At 49.1% G+C, this 15,490-nt stretch carries 14 protein-coding genes; 6 read left to right on the top strand and 8 right to left on the bottom strand.

Features of this window, described 5'->3' with window-relative positions:
• Positions 1–141: 141 nt before the first annotated feature.
• The 5 genes from MKY42_RS02000 (at position 142) to MKY42_RS01980 (ending at position 3,823) form a co-directional block, all read left to right on the top strand.
• Positions 142–792, top strand: coding sequence for a response regulator transcription factor (locus tag MKY42_RS02000; protein ID WP_053780067.1), 651 nt, complete (start codon positions 142–144; stop codon positions 790–792).
• Positions 785–1,897: a PAS domain-containing protein gene (locus tag MKY42_RS01995; RefSeq protein ID WP_179262066.1), complete on the top strand. Its 1,113-nt coding sequence runs from the start codon at positions 785–787 to the stop codon at positions 1,895–1,897. The genes MKY42_RS02000 and MKY42_RS01995 overlap by 8 nt, the downstream gene beginning before the upstream one ends.
• Before the next feature lie 282 nt (positions 1,898–2,179).
• Positions 2,180–2,674: an Lrp/AsnC family transcriptional regulator gene (locus tag MKY42_RS01990; RefSeq protein WP_090904058.1), complete on the top strand. Its 495-nt coding sequence runs from the start codon at positions 2,180–2,182 to the stop codon at positions 2,672–2,674.
• 12 nt (positions 2,675–2,686) lie between these two features.
• Complete coding sequence (locus MKY42_RS01985; RefSeq protein ID WP_090904057.1) at positions 2,687–3,274, top strand: chromate transporter; 588 nt, start codon at positions 2,687–2,689, stop codon at positions 3,272–3,274.
• A 3-nt stretch (positions 3,275–3,277) separates the two neighbouring features.
• Complete coding sequence (locus tag MKY42_RS01980; RefSeq protein WP_053780063.1) at positions 3,278–3,823, top strand: chromate transporter; 546 nt, start codon at positions 3,278–3,280, stop codon at positions 3,821–3,823.
• A gap of 207 nt (positions 3,824–4,030) precedes the next feature.
• On the opposite strand, the gene MKY42_RS01975 is transcribed toward MKY42_RS01980, so the two are convergent.
• A complete protein-coding gene (locus MKY42_RS01975; RefSeq protein WP_339848215.1) occupies positions 4,031–6,406 on the bottom strand; it encodes an Ig-like domain-containing protein in 2,376 nt (791 codons plus the stop codon).
• Positions 6,407–6,613: 207 nt separating this feature from the next.
• On the opposite strand from MKY42_RS01975, the gene MKY42_RS01970 reads away from it, so the two are divergent.
• Positions 6,614–7,234 (top strand): class I SAM-dependent methyltransferase, encoded by a 621-nt coding sequence (locus MKY42_RS01970; protein ID WP_179262068.1) that lies wholly within the window; start codon positions 6,614–6,616, stop codon positions 7,232–7,234.
• Positions 7,235–7,385: 151 nt separating this feature from the next.
• Here the strand turns inward: MKY42_RS01970 and MKY42_RS01965 are convergent, their stop codons facing one another.
• The 7 genes from MKY42_RS01965 to MKY42_RS01935 form a co-directional block, all read right to left on the bottom strand.
• Positions 7,386–8,522, bottom strand: coding sequence for a glycoside hydrolase family 88 protein (locus MKY42_RS01965; RefSeq protein ID WP_339848214.1), 1,137 nt, complete (start codon positions 8,520–8,522; stop codon positions 7,386–7,388).
• Between the two features lie 19 nt (positions 8,523–8,541).
• A complete protein-coding gene (locus MKY42_RS01960; protein ID WP_090904053.1) occupies positions 8,542–10,485 on the bottom strand; it encodes a glycosyl hydrolase in 1,944 nt (647 codons plus the stop codon).
• Between the two features lie 19 nt (positions 10,486–10,504).
• On the bottom strand, positions 10,505–12,523 hold the full coding sequence (locus MKY42_RS01955; protein ID WP_339848213.1) for a heparinase II/III family protein: 2,019 nt from the start codon (positions 12,521–12,523) through the stop codon (positions 10,505–10,507).
• A 212-nt stretch (positions 12,524–12,735) separates the two neighbouring features.
• The gene (locus MKY42_RS01950; RefSeq protein ID WP_090904344.1) at positions 12,736–13,392 is read right to left on the bottom strand and encodes an SGNH/GDSL hydrolase family protein; all 657 of its coding nucleotides are present in this window, start codon (positions 13,390–13,392) and stop codon (positions 12,736–12,738) included.
• 108 nt (positions 13,393–13,500) lie between these two features.
• Complete coding sequence (locus tag MKY42_RS01945; protein WP_339848212.1) at positions 13,501–14,304, bottom strand: NAD(P)-dependent oxidoreductase; 804 nt, start codon at positions 14,302–14,304, stop codon at positions 13,501–13,503.
• 92 nt (positions 14,305–14,396) lie between these two features.
• Positions 14,397–14,726, bottom strand: coding sequence for an AzlD domain-containing protein (locus MKY42_RS01940; protein ID WP_090904050.1), 330 nt, complete (start codon positions 14,724–14,726; stop codon positions 14,397–14,399).
• A complete protein-coding gene (locus tag MKY42_RS01935; protein WP_339852672.1) occupies positions 14,717–15,391 on the bottom strand; it encodes an AzlC family ABC transporter permease in 675 nt (224 codons plus the stop codon). The genes MKY42_RS01940 and MKY42_RS01935 overlap by 10 nt, the downstream gene beginning before the upstream one ends.
• Positions 15,392–15,490 lie beyond the last annotated feature (99 nt).

Below are 15,490 nucleotides of genomic sequence, written 5' to 3'. Positions count from 1 at the left end.
TGCTAAGAAGTCTTGTTATTTCCTTATGGGAGTAACACGCACTAACAGAAAATCGAAGCCATTCAGAGATTAACCTCTGAATGGCTTTCTTTTTTGGTATGATAAAGAAAGAACTGTGGAACCGGACAGGAGGAAAATGATGTGATTCAATTATTGGTTGTCGACGATCATGTAGTTGTACGCTCCGGGCTGATTGCCCTGCTTGACGGAAAAAATGATATACATATTGTTGGAGACGCGGCCGATGGGGATGAAGCTATTGCCAAGGCACAAGAACTGAAGCCGGATGTGGTTTTAATGGATTTCAGCATGCCGCCAGGCAAAGACGGTCTGACCGCTACCGCTGAATTGAAGAAATTGATGCCGGATGTCTCCATATTGATCCTGACCATGCATGACGATGAAGAATATCTGTTCCGCGCCATCCACGCTGGAGCATCCGGATATATTCTCAAGAGCGCGCCACATGAAGAATTGCTTGCCGCTATTCGTTCCGTAGCAGAGGGTAGCGCCTATCTGTACCCAAGTGCGACCAAGCGGCTGATGAGTGAATACCTGGACAAAGCGAAACAGGAGAACGCCGGACCATATGACACGTTATCCGAGCGGGAGAAAGAGATATTGTCCTGGATTGCCAAGGGTTACGCCAACAAGGAGATCGCCGAACATCTGGTGATCAGTGTCAAAACGGTCGAATCCCACAAAAGCAATTTGATGGAGAAGCTTGGCCTTCGAACCAGACCGGAACTGGTAAAGTTTGCGATGAAAAAGGGGTTGCTTAACTTTGAGTAGCGCACGCAAAAACAGACTTAGCGGATTTGCCGATCAACCTGTACGGCAGTTATTAGAGGAAATCGACAGTCACATTACAGATACTGAATTCCGCAGTAGACTGAAAGGTTCCCTGCACCAGCTCAGTGATCTGAAGTTTGCCCTGGATGAGTCGTCCATTGTAGCCCTCACGGACCGCAAAGGAAAGATCCAGTATGTAAACGATAAGTTTTGCGAAATTTCACAATATAATCGGGAAGAATTGATCGGTCAGGATCATCGAATCATTAATTCGGGTTATCACGGCAAGAACTTTATGAAGAACCTGTGGGAAACCATCTCTTCCGGACGAGTGTGGAACGGAGAGATCCGTAACCGTGCGAGAGATGGCAGTCATTATTGGGTGAATACAACGATTGTGCCTTTTCTCGATAACGATGGTGAGCCCTATCAGTATTTGGCCGTTCGTAGTGAGGTAACCAAGCTGAAGCAGGTCGAAGCCGAGTTACAGACGATGATGACCCAGGTCATGAACATTCAGGAAGAGGAACGGCGTCGCATCTCCCGCGAGCTGCATGACGGCATTGGACAGAGTCTCTTCTCCCTCGTCATTCAGATGGATCGTCTGCTGGCTGATCAGCCTCAATCTGGCGTAGAAGCACTGCGGAAACAAGTTACAGGCATTATGGAGGATGTACGCGGCATGGCATGGGAGCTGAGACCCTCCGTACTGGATGACCTTGGTGTCGTTCCGGCCATTCGCACGTATATCGAGAACTATACCCGTCACTACGGGATTGAAGTGGAGCTGGAATGTAATCTGCGAAAACGGCTGGAGATGAACCGGGAGATCGCCATGTATCGCATTATCCAGGAGGCGTTAACCAATGTGGCCAAGTACGCCGATGTGTCAGAAGCACATGTGACGGTGGAAGATTCGGAAGAGGCAACCGTTGTGAAGATCATGGACCAAGGCGCAGGGTTCAACAGTACGACGGCTGGTAACGGCGTTGGTCTGTTTAGCATGGAGGAGCGAGCCCGCGGAGCCGGAGGTACACTCGTAGTGTGTTCGGAGCCTGGGGAAGGAACGGTCGTGACCTTTTGTCTACCCAAAACTGTTCATTAAGTCGCTGCAACCTGTACTTTATATAGAAGACTGTTTTACGGATGTGCTCCGTGAACAGTCTCTTTTTCGATTCATACTTGCCTCCTGCTCTGCTCCCATTCATCATCTCTGATTGGTAAAAATGACAAAATGAAAGCTCTGAATCGGATAAATTCAACATTTACAATAAATATATTGACTCCAATTACGATTCGTCATTAAAATATGAATGCTGCATACAAATTGTACGTAGATCCTATCATAATTTTTTATTCTATATAGTTAAAAAAAGGATGGTCAATCATGTCAGAGAAACGCTCCTCCAAAGGGGGAGAAATTCCGCAAATGCACAATCTGGATACAATCGATCGTAAAATCATTGCCGCCCTTCACCAAAATAGCCGGATATCCTACACCGATCTGGGTGCACAGATCGGTTTGTCCCGTGTGGCCGTTCAGGCTCGCATTAATGCCTTATCCGAAAAGGGAATCATTGAACGCTTCACTGTGGTTCTCAATCCGGGCAAAGTTGGACTCCAGGTCTCTGCCTTTTTCAATGTCGATGTAGAACCGCTATTTCTGGATGAAGTGGCCGCGAAACTGGACGAAGAACCAGCAGTAACCAGCCTCTATCATATGACAGGCCCGAGTACCCTGCACATGCATGGTATTTTTGCAGATATGGAAGAGATGGAGCAGTTCCTGCTGGAGAAGCTCTACAAGATGCCCGGCATCGTCAAGGTAGAATCACAGTTGTTGTTAAAACGATATAAAAGCCGAATGGGCATGAGACTCTAGGAGGAATTCAGCATGAGTTGGAAAGATTACAACGGTCTCGTCATTGGGATGGTACGAACCGGAATTTTGGGATATGGCGGCGGCCCTTCGGTTATTCCGCTGATCCGTTATGAAGCCGTTACCCGCTATAAGTGGGTCAGCGATGATGAGTTTGGCGAGATTTTGGCCATTGCCAACGCCCTGCCTGGTCCTATTGCCACCAAGATGGCTGCGTATCTGGGGTATAAAACCAAAGGCGTGCTGGGCGCTATTGTGTCCGTTTTGGCCCACATTTTGCCAACGAGCATCGCCATCATTGCGCTGCTTGGCTCCATGTACGCGCTCCGCGAATCGAAAATCGTAGCAGGCATGGTGGCCGCTGTTCGCCCGGTTATTTTTGTCATGCTCGGCATGATGGCATACGAATTCGCCAAGAAAGCATGGAAGGGACTCGGTACAACCTTTGCCGCCCTGTTCGGTGTCCTTGCATTTGTGCTGCTGCAGCTGCTAGATATTCACCCCGGTATTGTGATTGCCGTCTTCCTCGGATATGGCGTCTTCCATCTGGATGTGGTCCAGCGTTTCAAATCCAAAGGCAATTCCGACAAGGGGGTGTCCTAAGCGATGCTTCAGACATGGTGGGAATTGTTTTGGGGATTTTTTGTAGCCAATATCTTGGGATACGGGGGCGGCCCCGCCTCCATTCCGTTAATGCAGGAAGAAGTGGTCAACCACTACAAGTGGATGACCACCGAGCAATTCGGTGATGTACTCGCCATCGGTAATGCACTTCCCGGTCCAATCGCGACCAAAATTGCCGCATTTGTCGGTTATCAGGTAGCTGGCTGGTTTGGCGCATTCATCGCCAGTTTTGCCACCGTTGTACCTTCGGCTGTCGCGTTAATTCTGCTGCTTCGTTTACTGAACAAGCATCGTACTTCACCAAAGGTGAAAGGGATGACGCTGCTCGTACAACCGGTTATTGCTGTACTTATGATCTTACTTACATGGGAATTCGGTCAGGTATCCACCAATTCCATCGGCATTTGGCAGACATTGATCATTGCAGGGATCTCGCTCTGGGTCATGACCAAGACCAAGCTGCATCCAGCCATACTCATCGTCATTGCTTTTGCATACGGAGCGTTGGTTCTGTCTCATACGATGTAATTCATTGATTATTTAGATTCGGGGAACGTCTTGGAACAATGTGTTTTTATATCCAAAGTGGATATATGCACATGTTTCTGGGCGTTTCTTTTTTTGTATTGTTAGTTTTTTATTTCCAATCTCCACTATAAAAAAACGGTGACGCCAGCATTTAAGCTGTCATCACCGTACATAGAATTGCTTGTTTTATCTTCGTACTTGAAAATATTATTTCGCTTCAACGACTACAGTTACTTTGGTTTTCACACCTGCATAAGTCACGGTAATGGTTGCTTTACCCTTACCATTGGCCTGAATGATGCCATCTTTCACCGATGCTGTCGCAATACGGGAAGATTTCCAAAGTGCCGGCTTGGATACGTTCGCTTCGCTGCCATCGAGATACGTTGCTGTAGCAACCAGGGTTGCCTTGTCACCAGGCTTCATGGTCAGGGTTACTTTATCGGTTTGCAAATATTTCAGTGTATCTACATCGACTGCAATGGTTACCGTTTTGCTGCCGTACTTCGCTGTAATTTTTGCTTTACCTGAACCTGTCGCTTTTACTTTACCTTTAGTTACCTGAGCTACTTTGTAGCTGTTGGTTTTCCATTCCGCTTTGTCCGTGACATCACGCTCACTGCCATCGCTCAGATAAGCAGTAACTGTAAGATCAGCGGAATCACCGGTTTTCAGGGAAAGAGCCGGTTCGGATGCTTCAATGCGTGAAATAACGTCCACTTCAACCGCAATCGTCACTTTTTGGGAGCCATATTCAGCCGTGATATTGGTTTTACCGCTGCTGTTGGCAGTGATAACCCCTTTCTTCACATCAGCCACCCGGGAGTTGCTTGATTTCCATGTTGCATCGGATGAAACATCCTTGGTCAAGCCATCTTCATCCGTAGCTGTGAGTACGATTTGTTGTGTTTCCTTGGAGGACAACACCACAAAGTTCACATCTGCCTCCAGCCCACTAGCCATGCCTACTTCAACAGGCAGAGTTAACGTTTTACCTTCAATTTTGGCTGTGATGGTTACTTTACCTGTTGCAATACCTGTCACGACACCTTTGCTGTCCACTTCAGCGAGTTTCTCACTGCTGCTGCTCCAATTCGCATCTTCGGACACGTCTTTGGATGTATCACCATATACGGCCAATACTTTCACAGACAATGTACCACCAACGGCTACAGAACCTTTTTTCTTGTCCATTTCATACTTGTCCGGAACATCTACATTCACTGTGAATTTAACGGTTTTGCCGCCGTATGCCGCAGTGATGGTTGCTGTACCCGATTTATAAGCGATCAGCTCGCCGCCAGATACATATACAACATCCGCATTGCTGGATGTCCAAGTTGCTTTGGAAGTTACGTTTTCTGTACTTGCATCAATATATTCTGCATTGGCTACCAGTTTCTTGGTTTTGTTATCACCTGTAACGCTCATAGCCAGTTTATCTTCGACACCTGCAATATCCAGATATCTTGCCGTATCAACGTCAACCGTGATTTCTACAGTTTTGCCGCTATACGTTGCTTTGATTGTCGTAGAACCCGCACCAATCGCTGTAACTTGTCCCTTGAATACCGTCGCTACCTGCTCGTTGCTGGATGTCCATGTCGCTTGATCCGTTACATTCACATCAGCGCTATTTGGATAAGAGGCAGTCAATACTACATTTGCCGTTTTATTGGACTCGCTCAGACGGAAGAAAATGCTCTGTTTCTCCACACTCAGTTTGCTTGTCAGATCCACATCTACATCTACCGATACGGATTTCGTTCCGTATTTGGCTGTGATCTTAGTAGAACCTGCCGAGTATCCTGTGATTTCACCTTTTAATACATCTGCTACTTTTTCATTACTTGACGTCCACTCTGCCAGATCCGTTACATCTTTGGTTGTGCCATCTGGATAGGTGGCTGTCAATTTTACAGTTTCGCTTTTGTTCAAGAGCAGATTGACCTGCTTCTTGTCCACATCCACACGTTTAACAACCTCAACGTTAACATCGACAGTCACACTTTGGCTGCCCACTTTACCTGTGATGACAGCTGTTCCGGCGCTTTGCCCAGTAACTTTACCATTCACAACCGTTGCGACTTTCTCGTCATCAGAGGACCACTCGGCAACTTTGGATGCATCTGCATTCGTCGTATTATCACTGTAAGTTGCCGTCAAAATAATGTCTTTGCTATCTCCTGTGCGCAAGTCCAGCGACTGCACATTCTTGGAAAGGGCTTTGACTTTTTTGGTTACATTCACCTGAACCGTCTGACTCTGAGTCAGATACGACGTTGTAATGGTTGCCGTACCTTCCTTTTTGGCAGTAATGGCACCATTATATACAGTCGCTATCGAAGTATCACTGCTGCTCCAGGAAGAACTGATGGTTACGTTAGCCGATGTATTATCGGTATATACTCCTGTCACCGTAACCGAACTGGAATCACCCACTTCGAGCGACAGCTCATTTTTGGAAACTACAATTTTGGACAGTTCTTTATCTGCCGCAGCGGCCAAGCCTACGTTGGAAATACTCAGCACCAATACCAGCATCATCACCATGTAATTGGTCAATCTTGGCTTTAACATCATTTCCCCCCGATTCTTTTCATTTTGTTCCTTAGTTTAATGTCGGCAAGTTCTTTCCAGATGTTTAGACTTTCAGGGAATTTTCAGGGGATTTCGTGGAAATTCATTCATACGATCTATCGATTTCCAAATGGTTCATACCTGCAAATATTACGCATAACCTATGTATAGTCACTATTTTGAATTCATTTATATGATCGGGGGAGACACATGAATCAGCCTTTTGATTACAAAGGATATTGGGAACAGACCTATAGCAATGGCAGGACATCCGGAAGAGGATCTTACGGGGCTTTGGCTGAATTCAAGGCAGAGGTAGTAAATGGACTGATTCAGCGTGTGGGTATTTCCAGCGTCATTGAATTTGGATGCGGTGATGGCAATCAACTGCAATATATGAACTATAATACGTATCTAGGTGTCGATGTAGCTGCCTCGTCGGTGCGTCTATGCGCCTCCAAATTTGCTAACGATACGTCCAAAAGTTTCATGTTATATACACCCGGTCTATGGATTAACCGTGGTTTCCTGCAAGCTGATCTCACCGTCTGTCTGGATGTACTCTATCATATTACGGATGAAACGGATTTTCGCAATACACTCTACGACATTCTGCACTCTACGTCAGAGTGGGTTGTGTTGTACACTCGTTTGAAAGAAAACGGTAATCCAGGGGTTAGCACCATTCAGGACCGGAATATTTTTGACTATCTGTTTGACTATCCCGAATTCAAGGTACATGAAATTATTCCTCAGCGATATCCCGATCAGTCCTCGGCCGATTTTGTCATTTTAAGACGCACACCCGACATCGAAAATAAATCGGTCTGAGACCAAGGGTGTGCTCCGCCTCCTAGACAGGAATACCCTGTCCCGCTAGGAGGCAGGCACACTCGCACGGCTGTATGAGTAGGACGCATACTCATGCACCTTCTCACTCATACTCGCCGCTCGACGTGTGATGTTCCTGATACTCGTTTCTCTAAAATAAACCTGGACGTCCACGCAGCTTCGCCAGCGCCTCCATATAGAAATAATCGCCGTATATAATCGGCACATTCAAGCCACGACCCTCTGGATAATGCACCGTGCCCTGCATGATTAGACCTTCTTCCGCGGCCGTCTCACCGGAGCTGTAGTTCTCATGCAGCCCGCGAAGGATTCGCTCTGCCGCGGCCGCATATTGCTCGCCGCGCGGCGACAGCTTCGCCAGCTCCAACAGTCCGCTTGCGGCAATTGCCGAAGCGGACGAGTCCCACGCCACCTGATGCTCGGCAGGTGCGCGGAAATCCCACACCGGCACGATCTCTTCGCCAAGCATGGCGAGGAAGAAATCGGCCGCCCGCTCCGCTGTCTCCAGATAGCGGGCTTCGCCCGTATACCGGAAAGACAGCGCAAACCCGTGCAACGCCCAGGCGGTACCCCGCGCCCAGGCTGAACCTGGAGCATGGCCCTGCCCGCCATGCTCCTGCAGCTTCTGCCCCGTGAGTGGATCGAACTCCACCACGTGGCAGATGGACCCGTCAGCGCGGACGAATTCGCGCGCCACGGTGTCCGCATGCGCTTCCGCCAGGCAGCGGAAGCGCGGGTCGCCGCTCTGCTCGGATGCCCAATAGAGCAGCGGCAGGTTCATCATGCTGTCAATGATGGCTACGCCGCGCGTATCCATGGTTGACGAGCTGAAGTTCCAGGCGCGGATGAATTCACCGCGCACGTTAAAGCGGGCAGCGAGCAGATTGGCGGCGAGCATGCCCCGCCGCCGACCATCTGCGCTGCCGGTCTGGCGGTAGTTGGCTACGCCACTAAGCAGCCAGATGAACCCGAGATCGTGATCCACCGATTCGGGATCACGCAGACAACCTTCCAATTGCCGTTCACAACTTTCGGCAATGCGGGTTAACGGAGCGACAGCTTGGTTTTCCGGTGACTCGCCATAGACAAGCCATAACAGCCCCGGCCAGAAGCCGGCGGTCCACCATTCGGGATCATTCCGGTCATATATGCCCTGCGGGGCGGTGTGCGGAAATGTATCCTTGATGCGCTTCGCGTTGCGAATCGTTTTGGCTGCTCCTTGCCGCCATGCTTCCTCCAGCCATTTCACAGATGTTGATGTATTCATTAACTTACCCCTCCTCTAATCAATGCACGATACCCAATCTGATCGTAAACGTTATACTTCGTCCACCGCTCACTTCCATCCGTGCTTCCTTCAGCAGCCCATTGCGGGATGCCACCGGCTGTTGCTTAAGATGAATGATGGCTCCTTCATCCAGCACGGTGGATTCCACATAAGCTCCCCGGTACTCGCTGCGCACAGCCTGCTTGGAATGAGTGATGTCAGCCTGCTCGCGTCCATCATTGAACATCAATGGAATGAGTGCCCCCACCGCCTCAAGCTCACCGTCGAATTCATAGGTCACAGTAAGCAACTCCGCCCGCTGTACATAACGGGTTCGCAGTGAATTGAGCCCGGGTAGTGGGCCGAGCCATGTCACTGTAAATGCATTGGTCTGATCCAGATGCTTCCCGTCATCTCCCCCTGTAGAGGCAGAAACATCTTCGACCTCTTGATCTAGCGTTTCAAGCAAAATCGAACCTCCGCCGTCGGCAGGATTAATCCCTGCATCCCTGTCATAGTCAGCACCTGACGGAATGCCCCCGGCAAGACTGTGCCAGTTCCCATCTGCCGTCTTCCAGACAGGACAATAGCTCAACGGACCAACTTCCCCTTCCGCAAACTCCGTGAATCCGGATTGCACATGTCCAGCTGCCGATGGACCGATCAGCCCCGGCAATCCCGCCTGTTGTATACGCACGAGACCGGGAACCGTGTATGGATCATTCATGGCCGTATGCAGAATCATTTGTTGACCTGGTACAGAGGCGATAATCGTTTCAAACCATCCATCGGCCTGCAACACTCGGTTTCCTATCTCAGAAGGAAGGTATATTTCCGTTACATCTTCACCAGGATCGCTAAGGCAGGCATGGGCCAGCGCTGCTGCCGTCCACAGATTATAACCCGTATGATTCGTATAGATTTCGTAGCCATGACGCGCCTCAGGGGGATACTCGTTGCGAACTATTTTCAGACGCCCATCATCCATCTTCCAACGCTCCACCGCTTCGAAACACCAATTGGCCGCACGAGCGAACGCCCCAGCCATCACCCGATCTCCAGCCTGTAATGCCTGTGCTGCATGGGCAGAACATACGTAGGCTGCTGCCGCTTCATTCCATTGATGTTGGGAGCTGCGTCCCCGCGGCGGAATCTCCCCCAGCGGTGAAAGTGTAAGCAGCGTACTGAATGCACCATGACGTAATTGTTCCTTCAACTCACCAGCACACGCCCCGTCATATCCCGCTTCAATCATGACATCCAGATGATAGCGTGTTGCAATATCATAGGAAAATGGACAATTCGGTCGGTCCAGCGGCCCGTCCTGATATAGTCCAAGCGGCGTAAATCGTGGCAGATGATACAGATTCAGATACCGATCCATCCAATCCGTACCCTCACTGGCAAGCTGCTCCCTCAAGCGCAGATATTCTCCGGAGATCATGATGGCGTTCCAGTTGATCATGCGATTGGAATTGTTCATTTTGCTCATTGTAAAAACATAATCTTGTTCAGGCTGTATCTTCTTGAGGGCCTCTGCCCAGACCTTTGCTTGCTCAGGCAAATGCGGCTTCAACAGGATGTAAGCTCTCATCATCAACACAGGAAAAAAGTCCGGATGATGATCCGGTGCACAACCCTCCACAACAACATCGATGCTGTGTGACAGGGCCGAGGCGGCCGAAGCAAGCAGATCCATATGTCCCGCTTGAACAAGAACTGATGCAGCCATTGCATAAGCTGGTGTGGAATAATATCGCTCCGCCTCCGAGAACGGATCAATAATGGCGCCACTACTGTCCTGGTATGGTGTATAAGCCCGAACAACACTCTCCACAAGGGCCAATTTGCGAGCCTGATTCCAACCATCTGACGAGGCAGGCCCCGCCTCTTCCGCCAGTTTACGGTAATTCTCGAGTACATCTTTCCATGGATAAGTTGATGCGGCTTTATACTCACTCACGTATGCTCACCTCCATCTTTCACTTTGGTTCAATCGTGAACTTCAGCTCACACACCGTCTCCGATAGATCAATTTCCTCACTTCCTGCAAAGGAGTTATCCAACTGCTCTCGCCATTCAAGTGATGTCCGATAGAATGTAACTGGCACATTGTCATGATCAACCGTATGAATGACCTCTATATCCGCCTGCCACTGATTTGCATCGTACGTCATACATACCGTTGCTCTCTCGCCATGCCATTGAATCTGCCCCTCATGTACCTTCTCAGGTACCTTTCTGCTCATAAACCGCTCCGTCACACTCGGCCGGTGCAATTCTCCCACCGAATGTAACGTGCCTGATGAAGACGCCGCTCTGTTTTTCCATTGAAATCGATCCTTCAGACGAAGTTCTGCCACGCTCCCGACATCATTAACAGGAACGCTCCAATGCAGCTGGCGTGTATAACAAGCGAGCGAAGTTGCTTCAGGATAAGCTGCTGTCAGTTCCAAACAGGCATCCAGTGTACGGTCATCGTCCGAAACCTTCGCCTCAAGAATCTGTGCTTGCGCCTCGCGCCCTGAGCTCTGTTCCTTCCCCTCAATCCGGGGCACGCTATGCCCGGACGAACTAATGTGGAACAACTGCTCTCTACCCGGAGCAAAATAGGCTTGTGTATACAGCCCTGCTCCCGGATCACAAAGAATATTTTCGCCACCACAATGGATCATAAATTGCCCAAGATCATTATGGTTATGGGGTTCCTCGTTATGCCCGGCCTTGATGGAAAAGGCAATAGCGAGAGGTTCATCTCTGGTAAGATCTGCGCTTGGAGAATCAAGTGCTCCCTTCGCAATCATCCAGCCCAAATCTTCCAAAATGATCCCTCGTTCCGCCGGAACAGCCCCCACTTCTTGAAGGTACATTGCCGGACTGCTCCACATCACGTTACGCAGCAGGTGAGCCCAACGATGACAGGGATCATTGATAAACAAAGGGATATGAAACGGAAGATCCACCTGTATACCGAAACGAGATGCCAGAAGTGAGAGCAAGCCCGAAGGAATCTCTTGCTGCTCCGCACTATCCGAATAATTCACGAAGGTTCCTCCTGACAGATGTACCCGCAGTGGAAAGGCTGCTATCGCCGCTATTTTCGAACCACTCAGCAGATCCAACTTACCTTCACTGTATTCACGCAGCATGTCGGCATAATAGACGAAATAGCCGAACCCATACACCCAGTAACCAATGCCTTCTGCACAGCCGCCATCCATGCCATATCCACTCAGAAATGCCTGCATGGAACGAATCGTCTGACCAACCGATTCCGTCAGAATCGCTTCTTCCTCCAGCAGTAATAATCCAGCCATGCCACAGCATCCGCTGCACACAGCAGACCAGTTATGCTCTGCATCTTGCCAGTGATAGGTACGTTGTTCCCGATAGAGCGGTGTGAAGATGCGCCGCTCGGCCTCAGACCTAATCCGCTGGATGATACGTGGATCCAGTCGATCCGCGTGAATTGTTACGATTTCGGCCAGCATATGTACCGTCTCCGCGGCAAACAGATCGATATTACCGTTGACCTGTTCCACTCCCCCCGAACCCAAATGTGCAGGCAAACACCATGTATACTCACCACATACATCCCACAACATATTTTCCAATGTCTCTATCCATCTCGGCGCATTCAAATCCACAGCGAGCAGCGCTATTGCCGCAAGACGTCCCCTGCGTTCAAAATACGCATCCTCATACAACTTTCGTTCCCCTATATCCCCAAACTTCCGATAAAGACCGAATGACAGCGAAGGCAAGCTTTCGTTCAGGGCACGTTCCCCATAGCTGCTCAGATCTGTGTAAAAAGAAGCTAGCTCTGGTTGCAATAATGCCTTTCCAATGGCATCGATAGAGCAGATTGAGGGTGCTGCTGAAGCAAGCAGAACCTGCTGGCTCCTCTTTCTGTCTTGTACCATCCGATGTACTGCCTGTTGAATGACTGCAGGATCCGGCATGGTGAAGGAATTGGGTTTACTTTGATTGGTGTTTTCCATTGAATTCACCCTAATCTATATGGAATACGAAGACTTCATTATATGTAACCGATTTCATTTTACCGGATAATGCCGTACTTTTGAAGAGTTATCCATCATATTCAACCAAATTAACCACAGAATCCCTGCCCCAAATATAAAAAAACGAAGAACCCCCCGGGTTCCTCGTTACATTCAGCTTTGCAGCGCAGATTTGATATATCCAATGTCTATTAACCAATCGCAAGTGGAGAATTCTGTACAACAGACAGCCACTGACGTGCAATCAGCTCATGACCCGCTGCAGTTGGATGCACACCATCCCATAACCAGTAGGCAGCGTCAGCTTGTTCGAGAGCATCGTTGAACGTTTGCTGCAAAGGTACCCAGACGGCCCCGAACTCACTTGCGAGTTCACGGACCAGATTTTGATACTGCCCGATACGCTCCTGCCATGTGTCCCAAAGCTCCACTGTAGCTCCGGTTTTAAGAATGAACGGCTCCATTAAAACCAAACCAGTATTCGGCATCACTTCGCGTGTCTCCTCCAGCAAATGACGATATGCACGTCCAAGACGATCCGTCACACCACTAGGTTCGCCATTCATGGTACGCCATGCATCATTAACACCAATTAGAATACTGATCAGATCCGGCTTCAAACTAAAGGTATCCTCGTTCCAACGTGCATACAGATCGGAAGCGCGGTCCCCGCTAATTCCTCTGTTGTAGAACGTTGGCTGCTTGGCTGCCAGTTCCACACCCAGTTTGCTTGAGATCAGATACGCATAGCCATGCCCGAGAAAATGATTCGGATCATCATTGCGCGATCTTCCCCCATCTGTAATGGAGTCTCCCTGAAAAAGTATAACGGATGAATGTGTACTCATAATCAAAACCGTTCCTTCCTGTATGTAAAATGAAAACCTCAACCTTTCAGTCTCCATTTTATCCCTTTCGGACGCAATAGAAAATAGCGTTTTCAGGTCTTTAATATTTCAGGATTTCGGGTCCTTCGCGACATATCCTCCGCCCTGATATTCCGTCTCATCCTGCTTATCCGGCGCTCCCTTGCGTTTCGCTTCGTCCCACAACACTGCCGCGTCGTCCTTGGGGCGGTACCCAATCTTCTGTTCCAGATATCCAATATCATAATAATTGTCCGTATTCGCTGAAGTTCCATATAGATTAACGTATTTCATGCTTGAATCCGCCTCAATGCAGCACTCGGCAAGCTGTACCATATCTCTGGGAGAGATCCAAATATGTGCGGAACGCTCAGAGTGTGGATGTGCATCACCCGAGAAGTTGCCTATTCGAATATTGAATGACGACAGGTCATATTTATCCACGTAATATCGCCCAAGCAGCTCGATATAACATTTGCTGAGCCCGTAGAAACTGTCTGGCCGATATGGATCATCCACTTCGATATCCTCTCCTGTTGGATAAAACCCTGTCGCATGATTTGAACTCGCAAAAATAACCCGCTGTACACCATTCAACCGAGCAGCTTCATACACATGGTAGGCCCCTGTTACGTTGATCGGTAGGACTTTGCCCAGAAAATCTTCTTCATCCTTGGCCCATGCAATATGCAGCACCGTGTGAACACCCTGCATCAGCTCTTTCAATCGTTCTTCGTCGGTCACATCCATCGTTACAATGCCTGCTTGAGGATCTTCATGAAGATCGGCAGCTACGATGTCATACTTGCCCTTTTCCCTCAGCCCATCCAGCAGACTGCGACCAATGACTCCCGCCGCTCCCGTAATCAATATTCTGTGCTTTGAGTCGCTCATGGATTTAGCTCCCTTCGCTCTATTACGATCTTATAGAACATTATTAACCGTTAGAGCGAAGGATTTACCTGATCCCATAAAGGCCCCATATATTAACCCATCAAGTACCGCAAAATCATCATCGCAACAATACCGACTAGTACGGTTCCGAGCAGACTTCGTGTCCAGATGGCTACTGCAATCGTAGGCAGTGCTGCCCACAGGGCTGGATTATGTGTAATCGGCACCCACTGGTTATCCGCCATGAACAGTTCCTGACCGATCAGTGCCGCCATGACCGCAACGGGTACATACTCAAGCCAGCGTAACAGCCACATCGGAATCTGTATTTTACTGAACAGCATGAGCGGCAATACGCGCGGGATGAACGTTAACAAAGCCGAACCCATAATAATCCAGAATACATCCCATCTTACTTCCATCGTTCCATCACTACTCCCATCGTTGCCGCAATGACCGCAGCCACAATGACACTCATGCTGCCAAGTGAAGCCATGCTGGCGAAGATTACACAGACAACAGCGATAATCGCCACATTGATGTGGTTTTTTTTATTTTTGCGCTGCATCAGTTGAAGCACTACCAGACCAATAAACATTGCAGGCAGGGCAAAATCAAGTCCAAGCCGCTCGGGATTGGTTATCCAGCGCCCAAAGTAAGCCCCCGCCATATTCGCCACAAACCAATTCAGATATGCTGTAATGTTCAGACCGTGCATCCAGCGCTCACTCAACGTTTTCCGTCCAATCGCTCGCGTCATCGCCACGCCAAAGGACTCGTCGGTAAGCAGCGAGCCGATCCACATATTTTTAAGCGGCGTCAGATGACGAAAGTAAGGTGATACGGCTGCACTCAGCAGCAGATGGCGAAGATTCACGAAAAATATGGTGAAAATGATAGCAGTCGCTGAACCACTCGAGGCAAGCATGCCCGCGGCAATAAACTGGGCCGATCCAGCGTATACAATCAGACTAAGCAGTGCCGTTTCCGCCAAACTTAGGCCTGCCGTCATTTCAATGACACCCGCTGCAAAACCAATACTTAAATATCCAAGCAGGGTTGGGATACAGTCCTTAACCCCTTGCATAAATGTAGCATCATCCAGCACCTCTTCGGTATTTGCGGGCCCGGATGTCAGTGGTATCGATTTATCCAAATCCGGTTCATCCCCTCTCCATCTCATCCA

This window comes from Paenibacillus sp. FSL W7-1088 (assembly GCF_037969855.1).
Classification (GTDB): Bacteria; Bacillota; Bacilli; order Paenibacillales; family Paenibacillaceae; genus Paenibacillus.
Note: the sequence above shows the minus strand (reverse complement) of the source record. Positions and strands in the feature narration are given on the sequence as shown.